Annotated in this window: 11 protein-coding genes; 6 read left to right on the top strand and 5 right to left on the bottom strand. The window is 48.0% G+C overall.

The features are described 5' to 3' along the window. Nucleotides 1-46 precede the first annotated feature (46 nt). The 3 genes from AC5ZC7_RS22265 to AC5ZC7_RS22255 all read right to left on the bottom strand — a co-directional run bounded on the left by AC5ZC7_RS22265 (nt 47) and on the right by AC5ZC7_RS22255 (nt 6,867). Nucleotides 47-2,167, bottom strand: a complete 2,121-nt coding sequence (locus AC5ZC7_RS22265; protein WP_496158840.1) for a DNA topoisomerase 3 — start codon at nt 2,165-2,167, stop codon at nt 47-49. 168 nt (nt 2,168-2,335) lie between these two features. Next, a complete protein-coding gene (locus AC5ZC7_RS22260) occupies nt 2,336-6,127 on the bottom strand; it encodes a hypothetical protein (protein WP_496158841.1) in 3,792 nt (1,263 codons plus the stop codon). A 56-nt stretch (nt 6,128-6,183) separates the two neighbouring features. Beyond that, nucleotides 6,184-6,867 (bottom strand): VIT1/CCC1 transporter family protein, encoded by a 684-nt coding sequence (locus tag AC5ZC7_RS22255; RefSeq protein WP_496158842.1) that lies wholly within the window; start codon nt 6,865-6,867, stop codon nt 6,184-6,186. 116 nt (nt 6,868-6,983) lie between these two features. Here AC5ZC7_RS22255 and AC5ZC7_RS22250 point away from each other — a divergent pair, with 116 nt between their 5' ends. Beyond that, nucleotides 6,984-7,862: a PfkB family carbohydrate kinase gene (locus tag AC5ZC7_RS22250; protein ID WP_496158843.1), complete on the top strand. Its 879-nt coding sequence runs from the start codon at nt 6,984-6,986 to the stop codon at nt 7,860-7,862. 186 nt (nt 7,863-8,048) lie between these two features. Here the strand turns inward: AC5ZC7_RS22250 and AC5ZC7_RS22245 are convergent, their stop codons facing one another. Continuing rightward, complete coding sequence (locus tag AC5ZC7_RS22245; RefSeq protein WP_496158844.1) at nt 8,049-9,701, bottom strand: FAD-dependent monooxygenase; 1,653 nt, start codon at nt 9,699-9,701, stop codon at nt 8,049-8,051. 101 nt (nt 9,702-9,802) lie between these two features. On the opposite strand from AC5ZC7_RS22245, the gene AC5ZC7_RS22240 reads away from it, so the two are divergent. Then, a complete protein-coding gene (locus AC5ZC7_RS22240) occupies nt 9,803-10,762 on the top strand; it encodes a helix-turn-helix domain-containing protein (RefSeq protein ID WP_496158845.1) in 960 nt (319 codons plus the stop codon). 123 nt (nt 10,763-10,885) lie between these two features. Here AC5ZC7_RS22240 and AC5ZC7_RS22235 read toward each other — a convergent pair whose 3' ends face one another. Further along, nucleotides 10,886-11,458, bottom strand: a complete 573-nt coding sequence (locus tag AC5ZC7_RS22235; protein WP_496158846.1) for a DUF1579 family protein — start codon at nt 11,456-11,458, stop codon at nt 10,886-10,888. A gap of 257 nt (nt 11,459-11,715) precedes the next feature. On the opposite strand from AC5ZC7_RS22235, the gene AC5ZC7_RS22230 reads away from it, so the two are divergent. From AC5ZC7_RS22230 to AC5ZC7_RS22215, 4 genes are all read left to right on the top strand, one after another. Then, nucleotides 11,716-14,046 carry a GAF domain-containing protein gene (locus tag AC5ZC7_RS22230; protein WP_496158847.1) on the top strand — a complete coding sequence of 777 codons (2,331 nt, stop codon included), beginning with the start codon at nt 11,716-11,718 and terminating at the stop codon, nt 14,044-14,046. Between the two features lie 85 nt (nt 14,047-14,131). Further along, nucleotides 14,132-15,550, top strand: a complete 1,419-nt coding sequence (locus AC5ZC7_RS22225; protein WP_496158848.1) for an NAD(P)-binding protein — start codon at nt 14,132-14,134, stop codon at nt 15,548-15,550. 25 nt (nt 15,551-15,575) lie between these two features. Beyond that, nucleotides 15,576-16,829, top strand: coding sequence for a putative sulfate exporter family transporter (locus tag AC5ZC7_RS22220; protein WP_496158849.1), 1,254 nt, complete (start codon nt 15,576-15,578; stop codon nt 16,827-16,829). Between the two features lie 27 nt (nt 16,830-16,856). After that, nucleotides 16,857-18,512, top strand: a complete 1,656-nt coding sequence (locus tag AC5ZC7_RS22215) for a hypothetical protein (protein WP_496158850.1) — start codon at nt 16,857-16,859, stop codon at nt 18,510-18,512.

The following is an 18,512-nucleotide window of genomic DNA, read 5'->3' as shown; positions in this document are numbered from 1 at the left end:
AAATAAAATCAGTAAAATCAGTATAATCCTGAAAAAGACAAAAATCCTACTCTATTCCCACATTAAAATCTGGCCCCAACACCAGCTTCCCTTCTTTTTCTTCGTTGCTGCCGGGAACTTTAAGCCCTTTTATTTTGCCGGTTTTACCTTTGGTAATCAGATCGGCTACTTGTTTCTCATTGAGTTTCTTGCCCAGCAGTTCAAAAGGAAGCTTGAATCCACATTCCGAAAAGTTCGCGCAGCCGTAGGCGGTATTACCTTTTTTGAGCAAATGTGTTTTGCATTTCGGGCATTGCATTTCTGCTATTACCACTGCTTTTTTCGGTTTGGGTGCTTTCGGTTTCTTTTCCTTTTCCGGTGGTACTGGTGGCGGATCGGGCGCCACGGTGATAAACTTATAGTTGGATGTTTTTACTTCTTTGGTCAGGTCTACCACCATTTGGATTAGTTCATCCTTGAAGGTGTCCATGGCATATTCGCCTTTTTCAATGAGGCGAAGTTTACGTTCCCATTGCCCCGTTAGCTCCGGGCTTTTGAGCAATTCTGTTTGTATGGTATCAATGAGGTCTATACCTGTTTGGGTGGCATAGATATTCTTCTTTTTCTTTTCTATATATTTTCTGCGGAACAGTGTTTCAATAATGTTGGCGCGGGTAGAGGGGCGGCCAATACCGTTGTCTTTCAGCAGCTCCCGCATTTCCTCATCATCTACCTGTTTACCGGCGGTTTCCATAGCTCTCAGCAAACTGGCTTCTGTGAAGGCTTTGGGCGGAGTGGTTTTCCCCTGGTGGATGCGGGGTGTATGTGGCCCGGTTTCGCCAGGTTCGAAGTGCGGGAGTATTTTTTCTTCGTCTTCTTCCCCTTCTTTTTTCTCTTTTACATCATTCGCATACACTTCTTTCCAGCCGGGTTCCAATATTTGTTTACCTGTTACTTTAAATGGTACTTGTCCTACTTTACCGAGCACGGTGGTATTGGAGATTTTACATTCCGGGTAGAAGGCGGCGATAAAGCGGCGGGCTACCAGGTCGTAGATCCGTTTTTCTTCCAGTGGCAGGCCACCGGGGTGCATACCGGTAGGGATGATGGCATGGTGATCCGTTACCTTTTTATCATCGAACACGGTTTTCAGCTTAGGGATAGGATTAGCCAGTATGGGCGCAATCAGTGCGGCGTAGGGCGTCATATCCGTTAAGATGCCGGCAATTTTCGGGTGCAGGTCTTCCGACAGGTAAGTGGTATCTACCCTGGGATAGGTCGTCAGCTTTTTCTCGTAAAGGTTTTGGATGTATTTGAGTGTATCATCAGCCGAGAATCCAAATTTTTTGTTCGCTTCCACCTGCAGGGCCGTGAGGTCAAACAGGCGTGGATTGCCTTCTTTTCCATCTTTTTTTTCGAAAGAAGTGATCTCAAAGGGATGTTCTTTCAGGTAGGTCAGTCCTTTTGTTGCCTTATCGAGGCTTTTGAGCCGGTCGATGCTGGCGGTGAATTCAGTATCCCGGTATATGGTTTTCAGCTCCCAGTAGTCTTCCGATACAAAGGCGTTGATTTCTTTTTGCCGTTGCACCAGCATGGCCAGGGTGGGCGTTTGTACGCGACCGATAGATAATACCACTTTTCCCTGTGCAAATTTTTTAGTGAACAGGCGGGTGGCATTCATGCCCAGTAGCCAGTCGCCGATGGCGCGGGCGCTACCGGCAGCATACAGGTTATTATATTGTTCGGATGCTTTTAGCTGCAGAAAGCCATTGCGGATAGCTTCTGTCGTCAGCGAAGATATCCAGAGTCTTTTAATGGGCGCGGTGCATTTGGCTTTCAACAGTACCCAGCGTTGTATGAGTTCTCCTTCCTGGCCGGCATCCCCGCAGTTAATCACTTCTTCACATTGTTGTACCAGGGTTTCTATAATCTTAAATTGCTTTTGTACGCCGGAGTTTTCGATCAGCTTAATACCGAAGCTTTGTGGTATCATGGGCAGATCTTCCAGTCGCCAGAACTTCCATCCCTCGTAATAGTCATGTGGCTCTTTCAGGGTACAGAAATGTCCGAAAGTCCAGGTTACCTGGTAGCCATTGCCCTCATAGTAGCCATCTTTGCGTTGTTTCGCGCCGATCACTTCTGCAATATCCCTTGCCACACTTGGTTTTTCAGCAATGCAAACTTTCATAATCGATTAAAATTGGGTAACAAATGTCGGATAAATAGTTTAAAAGAATGAATGTGTTGAAGATAGCATTTTACCCGCGGTTACACAATAATTCCCTGCCAGTTGGCGTGTTTTTTTCGGGAGACAGGTACTGCCGTATTGCTGCTGGTGTAGCAGGTGGTGGCCCGGTTAGCGTTTAGGCAGGGCGTATTTTTTTGCCACCTTCCGGTATCGCTTCAGGTACTTGCGGTCTTTCTTCACACCTACAGCCGTCACCATACCCGAGGCTTCAGCTTTTACCCAATAGTTGAAGATGAATTTTTCCCGGTCGCGGATAAAAAACATTTTGGTGGGCCGCTGGTTGCTGTTTCTGAGGATGATATTCGCCAGCCAGGTTTTCAGGTTGGCCATAAAGCCTTGCCGCGTGCTGTCTTTTTTATTGAGGACCTGTATATTCAGTTGCCGGTAATAAAAATTCATGTCGCCAAGGGTGGCGTATTTATTTCCCGACCAGTTGGAGTAGATGGTATCGGCATAGCCTCTCCTTACTTTCACGGCTGCCATGGGAACGGCTATTTCGTTGAATCGCTTCAGGTCCATCGGCGCGAGATAGCTCTGGGCCCTGAATCCTGATAACGAATCGCCATACGATTCGTTATACGAAAAGTAACGAATAGGACTGCCCAGCAGGTGGCCGCTGGCTTGAACGCGCAGGCTATCGTTATGTGGGTGTACATTACCAAAGCCGGTGATAAGCGCGTTGATATCAGTAATGGGAACGGCCGCCCATTTATTGGTAGATTTGGAAGATTCATTTACTGTAACGGCGCTGTGTTGCAAAGCAATAGAATCCACCTGTAGCCCGATGGGCAAGGTGTTGATGAGTTTGGTGGGCATGAATTTTTCGATGCCATGTTCAAAAGGAATTCGTTTATCCCTGGCCGTAGTAAGCAAAGTATTTGACACCGTAATTTTCCGCACATACAGTGTGGTATCACCGGGAAGTTGCCGGTTGGTGATACCGGCCAGCTGGAGGGAGTCGCCTTTTACCGTGATGTAATCCCGCTGCCAGCGAGCGATCCTGAAGGTTTCTTCTGCAGAGAGATTGGGCGCCAGGCTAAAGTCGTTCAGCTGCAGGGTTTGCGTGGCGGTATCCAGCTGCACGTGGCCTACGCTGGCATGTAGCTGTTTATTCTTGTAAAATAAGCCACCCTGGCTGATACTTGTATGAGCCAGGAAGGATTCCCAGGGGAGCTTTTGTGGTTGCCGGAACTGGAATGCGGCGTCTTTGAACATACCAGATAATTTATTGACCAGTAGCTCCAGTGTATCGCCCCTATGCAGCCCGAGCTGTGCCTCGTCCCATTGTACCGCTACGCCGGAATGTAATTGCAGCGGGCCTTTATGGAGGCGTCCGTGATGCAGTTGCAGTGATAGTTGCGGAATGGAAAGGTCGATGCTGTTGGTGTGGTATTGTAAGGGTACGGCAGCCATTCTGATGTGATCGTATTGCAATAACTGCTCACTGCCGGTATGCAGCGCCAGTTTATTGGCAGAGAGTTGTACACGGGTGTGCAGCTGACTGCTGTCCTGCCCATTGATGGTGATATAATGCAGGGTGGCATCGCGGATGTTTAGTTGTCCGATGCTTGCCTGCAAAGGTTTTCCCTGCCTGGCTTTTTTTGCCGTTTTCCCTTTGCTCCGGATATCGATGGTAGCCTGACCAGCCGTAACAGACGCTATATTCAGGTGACTGAAGTCAGTGCTGTGGATGCCTGTTTGCAGTTGTAGCACCGGCAAAGATATTTTAGTATAACCGTTTCCGTTATTAATGGTGGCGTTGGCATTCGTGGCAGTAGTGGTACCGTTGCTGTTAAGCGAAACCGCCGCTATTTCCAGGTCCATTTGTGGGCTGTGGTGTTGTACCTGCCGGAGCTGTGCTGATGCGGTACTCCACGTAAAAAATTGTTGCAGGGTACGCAGGTTGCGCAATGAAATTTTGTCGGCAGTAAAACTACTTTGCTGTGAAGCACTGTTGCTGCTGAATTGTGTGGGACCAACGTCCAGTTTAGCGATGCGGATTACCGGTAATGCCCCGGGGGCTTCGTGTTTTTGAGCAACGGGATTTTGTAATTGTATTTGCAGGGCGCCCAGGCGGATCACATCTACCTGGATATCCTTTGATTGCTGAAATACATCCCAGTCAAATACTTCCCAGTATAATGACGTACCAGTAATGCGGGTGCCATTGGCGAGTGATACCAACAACTTATCAGCTTTGTTATGCCGGTGGGTGCCATCAAAAGCATAATTGCTGACGGTGATATTGACTGGTGTAGTAGCCACGCTCATTTCCCGTATATGCAGGTTGGGCATGGCGTGCTTTATATCTACCAAAGAATCACTCAAAAAGAAATTGTGTAAAAGGATATCGGTATTTACATTTTTTAGTTGCAGGGTAACAGGTGTTTTTCCGGTAGATATTAAATTCACGTTTCCATCCGTGATACGGAAATTGTTCACCATGATCAGCACACTGAGGCCATGTAATGTTTGGTAGAAGGCGGGCATCTTGATAGCGAGACTATCCACTGCGGGTTTACCTTTCGCTTTCTTTTTTGACTTAGTCAGCAGGGAGATACGGGGCGAAAACAGTTCTGCACTGGTGGCTTTCAGGTGCTTTCTCAGCAGGTCTTCCAGGCTTACATTATTCAGTCGCAGCGAAGGAGCGGTGAAGGTGAGTCCTTTGCCGGAATGGTTTTGCGGTGTAGGGCCATACTCTACATTGTTGAAAATAACATCGTTGCGTTGCAGTATAAATTCGTCTACGCTGAGCTGGAACATGCTATCCAGTGAATAGAACTTTATTTTATTGAGGTTGAGGGCGATGCTATCGGTGGTAATACCGGGTGTGGTATCGTGGGCAATGGTCAGGTTATAGATGCGCAGATTAGTTTTTTGCGTGGTGCCGGTAGACACATGCCCTTTGAGCGCCAGGGCCCCATCTTTCACAGCGATGTATTTGAAATTTATTTTTCTGAAGAGGGTATTGGGGAGGCTGTCCAGCGCCTGTCTTTTTTCTTTTTCGCTGGCCGTGTGGCCGGGAAGATGTAATACGGGGCGTATACATACCAGTGTATCTATCAGTAATTCCTGGCGCATATAAATAGCCGGCAGGTGGCGGGCGTTGAAGTAAAATTTATCTGCCTGCAGGAACATTTCTCCTTTGCTGGCGTCTGGTGCGCTGGTAAGGATACACGAATCCAGTTCGAATACCTGTTTTTTACCAGAGAAGTGCAGCCGTTTGAAACTAATGGTATTCCTGCCATCCGGCAAGATCCAGTGCTGGTTATCGAAAGAAAAGTCTACATCCTCGGAGCCTAAAATATGATTATCGGAACTGGTGACTTTAGAGAAGTTGAGAATAGAAAAATTGAAATGATCCATGCGCAGGGGGGGCGGGCCATTCACTTTGCTATACACCAGTGATCCGTCCTGCAGGTGTATAATGCGGGCATTTACATATTGCAGGGCCTGTTCCAGGTGATCTACGATGGAAGAAAGCTGGAAGCTGCTCTCCGGACGTGGACCATGCGGTGTGTGTTCATGAATGAGCAGGGAAGGACTGATCACAGAAAGACTATCTACCAGCAGTTTCTTATCCAGGATTAGGGCGCGCCAGGACTGTATGGATAAGTAAATCCGGGGTATCTTAACGTCGTAATGCGCGTTGACATTCACGGTATCTTTACCTGTGAGCCGGGCGTCATGCACTATGATATTCCTGTTCCACAGCGAAAAGTCTATTTTATTGGCATCAAACTGGTAGTTGCCGCCGGATTCTTTGTTAACAATGTATTGTACTATCCGTACAAACTTATGTTGCACCAGGAAGTAAAGCAAAATACTGAACACGATCCTCGCCGCGAGGAGAATGAACACTATTTTGAACCACTTTTTATACCGGGGTGCTATTTTCATATGTTGGTAGACGGTAGTTTATGTTGCTAACATTTCTCCGGCGTTTATGTTTAAAATCAGGCCACTAATTTGGCGATGCCGAAAGCAGCAGCAGCAGCCAATACGCCAATCATGGTCACCTTCAGGGCGCCTTGTACGGGCGGCTGACCAGTTACTTTACTTTTGAAATAACCAAATACAAATAAGCAGATGATGGTAAGGATGGTGGAACCGATCAATCCGCGTTGAGGCGTATCCGTGAGCAGGTAAGCCGATAGCGGGAGTAGTCCGCCTACAAAGTAAGAGGCGCCGATGGTGAGCGCACTGTTTTTAGCCCGGTTGGGATTAGGCGCTTCCAGGCCCAGTTCAAACTTCATCATGAAGTGCACCCACTTGTCTTTGTCCCTGGAAAGCTCTGTGGCAATGAGGTCTTGTGCGGCTTTACTCAATCCATATTCTGCAAATACTTCTTTTACTTCTTCCATCTCTTTTTCCGGCACTGTTTCCACTTCCGCATATTCTCTTTTTAGCTCGCTTTCATAATGTTCCAGTTCCGTTTTTCCGGCCAGGTAGCCGCCCAGTCCCATGGCTATGCAGCCGGCTACTATTTCGGCGATACCTGCGGTCAGGATGATGTTATTGCTGCTCACAGCCCCGCTCAATCCTGCTGCGAGGGCAAAAGGCACAGTGAGGCCATCGCTCATGCCGATGACCATGTCTGTAATAAAATCGGAGCTTTTTAAATGTTCTTCCTGGTGCATTTTTTCGGATTTATACGGGATATTCGTGATATAAATATAATGGCTTTATCGTACTTTGTACGGATCGTAAAGGTAAGTGCCGCGAGGGATCATTGCTAATCAAAGTTGGAAAAATTATGGCAAAAGAAATAGTATGTTTTGGAGAGATGTTGTGGGATATCCTGCCGGACAAAGAATTACCTGGTGGCGCCGTGATGAATGTGGCTTATCACCTGCAAAAGTTAGGGGAAAAGGTGTCCCTGGTATCCCGCATCGGAAAGGATACGCGTGGGCAGGGACTATTGGATATGCTATATGGGTTTCACCTGGATACTGCTTTTGTACAGGTAGATGAACAACAGGAAACGGGTAAGGTATATGCAGATATGACCAATCCTACTGATGTGCACTATGATATCGTGTATCCGGCGGCGTGGGATTTCATTCAATGGGAGCCCGCACTGGCGCGGTTGTTGAAAAGTGCGGGTACGCGTTACCTGGTGTTTGGGAGTCTTTGTTCCCGTGATGCAGTGACGCGTCATACGCTGCAACAGGCGTTGCAGGAAAACCTGTTTAAGGTGCTGGATATCAACCTGCGGGAGCCACATTATACCCGTGATCATGTGGAATGGCTGTTACAGCATTGCAATTTGCTGAAGTTGAATATAGCAGAACTGGAGCTGATCAGCGGCTGGTATCATCCGTTTGAAGATAAGGAGTGGGCGGTGCGGGAACTGTCTGCCCGTTTCAATATTCCCGTGATCGTTGTTACCATGGGAGCGGAAGGGGCGTTGTTATTGATGAACGATACCTGCTATGTAGAACCTGGTATTCCTGTGAAAGTGGTGGATACAATTGGGAGTGGGGATGCTTTTTTAGCAGGATTCCTGCATAGTTTTATCCATGAGCAGCCGGCCAGGGAGTGCCTGCGTTTTGCAAATGCGCTAGGCGCACTGGTGGCGTCGTATGCGGGCGGGTGCCCGGATTATAAGCCGGAACAAATTGTTCTGGGATAGAAGCGGATATTGTCTTTTTCAGGATTATACGGATTAAACTGATTTTTATTTTCTGATATAGAAAGATATAGGGAGAAGAAGGTTGATATGTCTACCTTCTTCTCCCTATTTTTTTTAATCTTACAAGATCCCAAAAACGAAATCAGTTTAATCCGTATAATCCTGAAAAAGACAATATCCGCTGCATTATTTCCCAGTTAGTACTTCCGGTATTGCAACACCCAATATCTTCTCCAGCGCTTGTTCCAGTGAATAGGTAGGATCTGCTGAGTGCCAGGCAACAAATCCATCCGGACGAATCAGCAATGCTTCCCCTGCAGCGAGATTAGCGGCTGTTTTCCATTCAGTGTCTGTAATCACCTTAACGGTAATGGGCAAACGAAAGTTATCTGCGATAGCGGAAACGGCCGTATGCCAGGCGAAGCCGTTTTCATCTGTGACCAATGTGAAGTGGGTGACTGCCAGGTCGAGCGTGGAGAGGCGGGTATCATTTTCGTGTAGCCAGTGATGTGGTACGCGTGTGCCGGGGTGTCCGCCTGCTTTTATGATGTTGGTATCGGCGACAGGTGCGTTGCCGGCAATAGCGCTGGAAGTATAACGGTAATCAGGCACGCCCAGCATGGCGAGGAGCCAGGACATAGCTTGTTCCTTATCGGCATCCCGGAATCTGGTCAGCGCATCGGCTTTGAGTAATCCTTTTTCGTCGGCCATGTCGCCGGAGATGAGCGCATTTTTCAAACCTACCGGTTGCCTTTCGGGGGAGTAGGTATCCAGCAAGGCGGGGTGTGCCTGGTGTTTCAGTACCAGCGCCATTTTCCAGGCCAGGTTGTGTACGTCTTGAACACCGGAGGCAGCGCCTTTTCCGCCATAGGGTGTCATTTGGTGGGCGGCATCGCCGGCCAGGAAGAGGCGGCCGTATTGCATGTTATTGACCACCTTTACGGTTGGTTGCCAGGGGAGCATACTGATGATGCGTACCGGTATCTCCGGTAAGGCGATGATTTCACGGAGGATGCTTTCCAGTCGCGCTGTAGTGAAGGCTGCTGGCTGTTCCTTTTGTGCATCATAGTGCAGGTGAAGCACCCATTTATCGTTGTTGTTGATGGCTGTAAACATTCCTTGGATACCGGGGCGGTCAATCAGGCCGATGCTGAATTCCCGGCCTTTTACATAATCGCCCAGCGGGGCTTCGAAGTAAATATTCAGGAGGTTGCCCAGTGCGCCGCTGCCGGTAGTTTCAGCCGCGAGGTGACGGCGAACAGGGCTGTTGCCACCATCTGCGGCTATCAGATATTGACAATGAACGGTGGTGGTATCGCCGGTATTACGGTGACGGATATACGCTGTTACGCCCTCCGTGTCTTGTGTGAAAGACACTAACTCGGTATCGAAATGGATATCTGCACCCCGGTCGAGAGCAGCCTGTAGTAAAATGGGTTCGCTCAGGTCCTGGGTACAACGCGCGCCGGACACCGGGCTGAGGGCAGCAATTTTTTCCAGCCCGGGTATTTCTACAGGATGCTTTATTTTAGCCCGGTCAGTAGGCACCTGGTCCACAATTGCCGGCAAATCGGCGCCCGTATAAATGCCCCAGGCAGCAGAGAGGGATTGGCCCGCTTCACGAATAGCCTGGTCCAGCTGTAGTTCCCGGAATAGCTCCATGGTACGCACATCAAAGCCACGGGCGCGGGGATGTATAGAGGTGCCGCTGCGGCGCTCTATTAATACGGGGTGTATGCCTTGTTGCAGCAGGAACAGGGCTGCCGATAATCCGGTTAATCCGCCGCCTGCAATGAGTACGGGTATTTGTTCGTTATTCTCTTTAATTTTGTTGGACATAGCCATCTGTTTTATGCGGATAAAATTGGCGTTTTGTTCACGTGACCGATGGCATAAAACGGATAAATTTGTACCATCTCTGAAAATTTAAATATACCGGCATGGATAAGTTTGCGTTACCCTCCACTGCGGCCGACTATCATAAAATCTTTTCTCCCGGCAACGGCATTGTACAGGAGCGGGCATTGCCTTTTGAAGATAAACCGGGTACGCTCACAGTAGCCCTGCTAAAGGATATGGGGCTGGTGGACAGCCGCTTTCATACCCACCAGGCTACTTCCGCGTGGGAGCATGTAAATAATACTTTTGTGGAGATGAACTTCATCCTGGAAGGAGATTTTTATCAAACACAGGAGGGATTTCCGGGCAGGCAGCTATGTGTTAAGGGCTCGCATAACATCTTGTTTAATCCCCTTGCCCTGGAAACCAACCAGGTACTCGGACAAGGTAGCTATCGTTCTTTTGGGGTGCATATGCGGCCGGAGAAAATGGCGGAGTTGTTTATTGCCTATGTACCGGCACTGGAGCGGTTTTCGGAGCAATTATATGTAGGTAAGCCGTTTATGCTGGAGGCACCCCGTCAGCGGGTGACGGCAAAAATGAAGTATATCTTTGATACTATCTGGCAGGGCCCTCTGCCGGATGGATTAAAGCAATTATATCTCGAATCCAAAATACTGGACCTGTTTGCCCTGCAATGCGAAGCGCTGTTGGAAGCACCCGCTAAAAAAACGGCCTTATCGCGGGCCGATGTTGATAAGCTATATGCCGCCCGGTTGCTACTGGAGCAACAACTGGAACAACCGCCTTCCCTGGCAGCACTGGCAAAGTTATGCCAGCTGAATGAGTTCCGCCTGAAGAGTGGATTCCGCGAATTATTTGGTACCACCGTTCACGGTTTCATACAGGAAAACCGGCTTATCCGCGCGGAGCAGATGATTCGTGACCGGCGGTGGAATATCTCTGAAATAGCTTACCAATTGGGATATAGCCATCCACAACATTTTCAACGTGCCTTCAAAAAACAGTTTGGTGTTACACCGGGAAGTTTGTTGCAGTAAGCAGAAAGCATAAAGCGGAAAGTAAAAAGCAATTGTAGCGGATGAATAAAGGGTATTAGCATCCCCAATGGTTATCCGCTACAATTGCTTTTTGCTTTCCGCTTTATGCTTTCTGCTACTACATTATTTCCGCGTCAGCGCAATTTCCATCTCCTTGCGTTCTTTACCGTCCTGGGTACGATACATTTCCATGAGTTGGTGATCTTTGTCTTTCCAGGTGGTCACCTGTCGCATCCAGCAGTCTTTTCCTGTAATAGGGTCCTGTACTTTGCCTTTTAATTCCAGGGAGTGCGTGGCATCATCCCAGTTACCTTCCAGGATGGTGATACCGGTACCCATATTATCTATCCAGGTATCAATAAATACTTTTCGCTGGTTGTCATACGCCATGGTGCCTATGCCTTCAAATGCCATACCCATCATATTGGCGGTGTAGCGGCTTTCGCAGTAGCGGCCGCCGAGGATCATTTTGTTTACGCAGGCGCCGGTAGTTTTACTGGGAGGGCCATCTGGCTTATCCCACATGGTCATGTCAGCGGTCCATTCGCCATCGGCGATCGCCATTTTCTGGTGTATAGGTCCCGGTGTCATATATTCCATCCAGGCTTTCATCATAGCGGCAGAATCCTGCTGTGCGTAAGTGTTGGAGGTAATTAACAAGCATAATGCAGCCGTTAATAAGTAGATCGTTTTCATGATGTGTAGTTGTTTAGATATTGTTATTACAGGGGTGTAAAGCAAAAAGCAAAAGGCGGAAAGCAAAAAGTTATTGTAGCAAATGGACCTACGCGGATAGGAAATACGCACTAATCGGTCGCTACAATAGCTTTTTGCTTTCCGCTTTTTGCTTTCTGCTCTAACAAGGTAAGTTATTTCCATAAGCGGGCCATGGTATGCGTGTTACACCTTCCAAATTTCCTACCTTTGATAACGAAAGAATAATCCCAGTCATTATGCGAGCAACCATATTGGATGTGTCGGCAGAAAAAGGATCGCCGCCGGCTATTGATGCCGCTATTTCGTTTGAACCATTTATGTCCTGGCTGAAAAAGCGGATCAGTGAAGAGCATACCGTGAAGGGGCGCATTTATTCAGAAACGCTGAGTCGCTTTGAAGCATCAGATATCAGCCACCGGGACATGAGCCTCGCCGATACACAGCAGTATACCGAACTCCTGGAATACGTATATGCCTGCCTGTCGCCTTCCATGAAGGCAGAAGATGAAATTGCCTGGGGCCTCAGCTTCCCTTTTTCCCCGGGTACGTTTTATGGTACGGAACCGCTGTATGAATTGCTGGAAGTACGGTTGGAATATAGTAAGTATGAGGTAACACGTAGTGCAGCAGATTATCGCCGCGACTGGCTACAGCTGTTTTATTCTTTCATATTGCAACGGTTGTATAATTTTTTTGTACCGGTAACCAGGGAACAATATCACACCGGCACCAATAAAGCCACAGGACTGTTGCAGCACTATGCCGTTAATATTAACACCGACTTTATAGACGTTGCCGCCAAAGGCCCTTTGCCGGAACTGGATGCGGTACTGTTATATGCCCACCTGAGTGAAGGCGGCGGCTTTGAAATACTGGAAGAATTGCTGCCGCTGGAACTGTTCCGTTGTCGCGGTTTTTGCGTGGTCACCGTCACGGATGTTACTGCAGAGAGAGCCATAGAAAATATAGAGAAGGTAAGGCTCTCCCGCACATCGTTGGTAGCGGAAGAGAGTTTCCACGAAGTGATACAGGCGCTTAAATCGTTGGCGCGTAACAGTAAGATTGAATTCGACTTGTTCCCGTTTTTGCGGGTGAATGGCGTGCCGGTATACAGCCTGCAGAAAGGAGGTACTGGTATTTTGTTTGAGGTATGGGGAGAAGACCGGCTTTCGCAGGAGGAATTTGCCCGTCAGGCGAAAGCCTTTGCCTATAAACCCATCTTCTTTTTCTCTTCTGATATTTTCCGCGAAACCCGCAAGGAATACGCTTTCCTGGAGTACTTCCGCGTACAGGGGGTGAAGTCGCTGGGCTTGTTGCCAGTATTTCACCTGCATGAACTGGTAGGCATTGTAGCGGTGCACACCTGGGGCGAAGATACATTTGATGATAAAACGCTGGCGCTGCTGGAGCCGGCCAGGGGAGCTATTGCACAACTATTCCAGATTTATATAGAAGAATTTAACCTGGAGATAGAATCGGTGATCAAAGAAAAATTCACGTCTATACAGCCTGCTGTACAGTGGAAGTTTAATGAAGCCGCCTGGCAATACCTGTATCATACCAAGAAACACCTGCCGGCTACTATTCAAAATATTCTCTTTGAACAGGTATATCCTTTATATGGCGCCATCGATATCCGTAATTCTACAATAGAAAGAAATAAAGCGATTATAGCAGACCTGGTTAGTCAGCTGGCCGTGCTGGCTGCTACGTTAGACAGCCTGCATGCCTACCAGCAAAACGATCTGCTGAAACAAATGATCTATCATTGCCAGCAATGGCAGCAGGCGCTGGTGGAAGAGCAGTTGAGTCCTTCGCAGGAAAATGAACTGAATCGTTTTTTGAATGAGGAAGCGGTGCAATATTTACAACATGTGGCGGTGCAGTTTCCTAAAACAAGGGAAACCATTGACGCTTGCCTGGAAAGCCTTACCAGCGATACCAATAAAGCGGCGCTGGAAGCATCTATGCAGCTGATCAATTTAACCGTCAACCAGTTTTTTGAATCAGAGAAAAATAAATTACAGGAATCTTATCCCTGCTATTTTGAGAAATTCAGAACAGATGGGGTTGAGTATGATATCTACATCGGGCAGTCTATTGCCCCCAATAAACCTTTTGATCATTTCCATCTGAAGAATCTTCGTTTATGGCAGTTGTCGTCTATGGTCACTATTGCGGGGCTTACGCATGGGCTGTTAGCACAGATGGCGGCGAAATTGCAAACCACCCAACTCATCTTCGTACATAATCACCCGATAGATATCAGCTTCCGGGCGGATGAACGCAAATTTGATGTGGAAGGCGCATATAATATCCGTTACCAGATGATTAAAAAACGGATTGATAAAGTGCATATCCGGGATACAGAAGAGCGGTTAACCCAGCCGGATAAGATAGCATTGATTTACTCGGATCGCAAAGATGTGGAAGATTATCTGCCTTTTATCCGTTATTTACAGGATACGGGTGTGCTGCTGCCGGAGATGGAAGAGCTGGAGCTGGAAGACTTGCAGGGATTAAGTGGCTTACAGGCCATCCGTGTGGGGGTGGTGTTGCCGGAATAATTTAAAAAATAGCTTGCATTCCCGTTAAGAGTATATTTTATTTGCAGACGCAGGAGCCGAACGCCAACAGCTGTAACGGAAGCCCATGGAAAAGAGAGATTTCGATGTTATCATAGTAGGATCGGGGCCTAATGGCCTGGCTGCAGGTATCCGCCTGCAGCAGGCAGGTGTATCGGTATTGCTGCTGGAAGCAAAAGATACCATTGGCGGCGGTATGCGTACGCAGGAGCTGACGTTGCCGGGCTTTTTTCATGATGTATGTTCCGCCGTACATCCGATGGCGATGGGTTCTCCTTTTTTCTCACAATTGCCGCTGGCGGATTATGGGCTGGAATTTATTCAACCATCGCTGGCAGCCGCACATCCTTTTGATGATGGTACCGCCGCTTTCCTGGCCCGGTCGCTGGATGAAACAGCTGCAGCGCTGGGTGCAGATGAGCAGGCTTATCGCCGGCTTATTCAACCAGTAGCCGATCATTGGGGATTGGTAGCGGAAGATAGCCTGGGCCCTTTTGCCATTCCGCGTCATCCGTTGATCATGGCAAAGTTTGGATGGAATGCTTTGCGCTCCGCCGAAGCAGTGTCCAAAAGATTTACTACAAAGGCAGCCAAAGGGTTATGGGCGGGCATGTGTGCTCACTCCATACAACCGTTGACCAATATCGCCTCTGCTGCTATTGGCATGGTACTGTGCGCCGTAGGCCACCAGCATGGCTGGCCTATACCCAAAGGAGGATCACAGGCTATTGGTCATGCGCTGGCACAATATTTTGTTTCGATGGGTGGAAAAATTCAAACAGGCGTGCACGTTAGCTCGCTGTCGCAGTTGCCTTCGCATCATGCGCTGATGTTTGACCTCACCCCGAAGCAATTGCTCACTATTGCGGGAGAGCGGTTTACAGCTGGTTATAAGCGGCAACTGACGCGGTATCGTTATGGACCGGGGGTATTTAAAATGGATTGGGCGCTGAGTGGTCCTATTCCTTTTAAAGCGGAAGCCTGCCGCCGCGCGGGCACTGTGCACCTGGGTGGTACTTTCGGAGAAATAGCGTTGTCGGAGCAACGTGCGTACGACGGCCGGCTGAATGAAGCCCCCTATGTACTGTTAACTCAACAAAGCCTCTTCGATGAAAGAGCGCCGGCGGGTAAGCATACAGCCTGGGCCTATTGCCATGTACCGAATGGCAGCGCGGTGGATATGACCCACCTTATAGAAAAACAAATAGAACGGTTTGCACCGGGCTTTCGTGACCTGATCCTGGCTAAGCATACCATGAATACACAGCAGATGGAAGCCTATAACCCGAACTATGTAGGAGGCGATATTAACGGCGGTATACTGGATATTCGTCAATTATATACCCGTCCTGCTTTGCGGCTGAACCCTTACCGGACTTCCGCCAAAGGGATCTATATCTGTTCGTCTGCCACGCCACCGGGAGGCGGTGTGCATGGCATGTGTGGATATCATGCGGCCAATACGGTACTGAAAGATCTGTTTTAAAGTGTCACTATCTTAATGAATCTATATGCCTGTAGCAAAATCTTATTTGCAGGAAGACTGGGCCATTGTAGTGCTCGGCTTTCTGATCATTCTTCTTTCCATGGCCGGTGTAGCCGTAGCCATACCCGAGTATAAGTGGACCAATATGGCCGATTTAACCGGCAAAGTATTGACCGGCGCCAACTTCCTTAAAATAGGTGCTCAGTTTATTTATGTGATCCTGGTGGCCTTGCTGGGATCTTTCTTAACCGGGAAGTCATTGAAAAATACCCTGCTGGTTTTTCCTGTTGTGTTTGTATTGACTACGCTGGCATTGATAGTAGCAGGCAATGCTACCTTAAACGGGTATGGGCTGGAAGCGGTGATATTCAGTCTTATTATCGGTTTGCTGATAGGGAATCTCTTTACGTTGCCCACCTGGTTCCGGGAGTCATTGACTTCTGAGTTTTTTGTGAAGATAGGATTGGTGCTACTGGGTACTACCATTATTTTTTCAGATGTGATGAAAGCGGGTGCGCTGGGACTTATCCAGGCATTGGTAGTGGTATTGTCAGTATGGTACTTCTCCTATTGGGTGTGTAAATGGTTGAAGATAGATAATGAGTTAACGATGATGTTGTCCAGCGCCGTATCTATTTGCGGGGTATCAGCCGCCATTGCTACTTCTGGTGCCATTAAGGGAGATGCAAAAAAGCTGTCGCTGGTCATTTCCCTGGTATTGATTACGGCTATCCCTATGATGGTATTTATGCCGATGATTGCCAACTATTACAACTTCCCGGAAGCAGTAACGGGGGCGTGGCTGGGCGGTAGTATTGATACTACCGGTGCAGTGGTAGCTTCCGGATCACTGGTAGGCGAAACGGCCCTGAAAGTGAGTACCATTGTTAAGTTTTCCCAGAATGTATTGTTGGGGATTGCGGCTTTTGCCATTTCGGTGTACTGGACTTACACCAAACATCCTAACGCAGGAGATACCAATACCAAGCCTACGTTGAAAGTGATCTGGGAGCGGTTTCCTAAGTTCGTGATCGGGTTTATCCTGGCCTCGCTGGTGTTTTCTTTTTTCGTTTCTCCCCCAACAGTAACCGCCTTAAAAGGACCCTTGAAAAGTTTACAGGGACTCTGGTTTGCGCTGGCATTTACCAGCATCGGGTTGGAAACCAACTTTAAAGACCTGATTGGTACGGAAAGCCGAAAGCCCGTATATGCGTTCCTGATAGCGCAGTCGTTTAACGTGGTGGTCACCCTGGTGCTGGCTTACCTCTTATTTTCATAAGGCAAATTTTTAGTATTTTGCTGGTGTATGAAATACCGTAATCCCGTTGCCGTTTTGGAAGAAATGAATGGTGCTGCCGTAGATGTAGCAGATGCCGCCGCGGTATCCCTTCTCCGGAAAAAAATGATGGCGGAACTGGAAATAACAACTGACAAGTTGTTACAAATCAAAGGCGAATGGTGGAGTAAAAATGACCTCCTGGTTTTTTTTGATCAGCTGAAAGACGAGACCACCTTACATTTTCACCAGGAAATAAATAAAGACCCGGTATTATGCCGTTTCCTGAGAACAGGTAGTATCTCCGGACTATTTATAGAAACGGCGCTATATAAAGACAAAGCATTTTTGTCTTTTATATCGCCATTTTATGAACCCTTGTTTACCAGTGAGGTTCTTAGCAGTTTGCAGCAGCAACGGATAAAGCCACTGCAATACCTTTTTACCAATCCCGTTTTACTAGATGGAGAAAGCATGAAGCGGAGTTATGATAAAATATTCCGTTTCTTAAAACAGCAATACCGCCTGATAGAAGCGCATAAAGATGGGGTGAAGATTCACGGGAGGGATAAACCGGGTGGAGTGGAAAATTGGCTCACCATTACACAGGTAGAATTATGGAATATGCTGCCGGAAGCTTTTCATATGGAGAGAAGTGAATACGGTATTCTGCTGATCAACCTGGCACTGGTGCTATATGAACAGAGAGATGCAAGAAAAGCGTTAACCCTGTTAGCCAATGTGCAACAACTGAAGACGGTGGCGTATGTGCAGGAAAACGCCATTAAATATACCCGGTATATAAAAGAAGGCGGGTTTCAGGGAACGCCTCCGGAGTTCCGGCCGAAACCTACTACCGCATTCGATAAGCTACTCGCTAAATGGTGGCTTACCAGGGAGCGGCTGATACAAATTAGCGTGATGATATTCACGGTACTGGTGATCATGATAGGATCACAGTTTGAAAAAAGAGAAACGCCCCGGGAATTATTTGCGCCGGCAGAAGGGAGCAAGTTTTCCGGTTCCCGTACTTACTGGACCATGGAATACCTGTTTTCACAGTTGATAACAGCCCCCTATGTGCATCTGGCGGAGATGGGGAAACTCCCCGCCCCAACACCATTGTCTACCGGCGATGATGTATATGGACCGGCGTTTATGGAAGCACTCCGCAAACAAGGTGGTGTGGGCGAATTTTTTGTGCAACCCTTATACTATCATCCGCAACCACTGGTGCCGGAGGATAGCGCCTGGCGCGATGTACAGCACCGGCAAAGCCTGTGTGTATTTAATCATCAGCGGAACGGCTTGATTGTATTGGTACAAACGCCGGATTCGTTTTATTCCCGTTTTGTGAGCCCTGAGGATAGTGCATTTATGCCATTGCCTTTATTGCTCAGCAAAACGTATTTCTACATGGGGAATCAATGGAACCCCGACTGGGAGGGTGATAAACACATGGATTATGTACCGTCCTACACAGTAAAAGGAGCGTTTATGCAACCAGTCCCGTATCATCAGGCCTGGTTGCGTAATTCTACCCTGGAGTTTGTACTGGACAGTGCTTACTGGAAAACATCCGACAGATATATTCCGGTAGAAATAACCCTTTCTGCTGAAGAACGGCCCCTGTTAAAGCTATTGTCGGATAATACCAATGGTATACAGCTCAAGGTAGGAGAATAG

The organism is Chitinophaga sp. 9-1-y (assembly GCF_059511905.2).
This window is presented reverse-complemented; position numbering and strand designations above follow the sequence as displayed.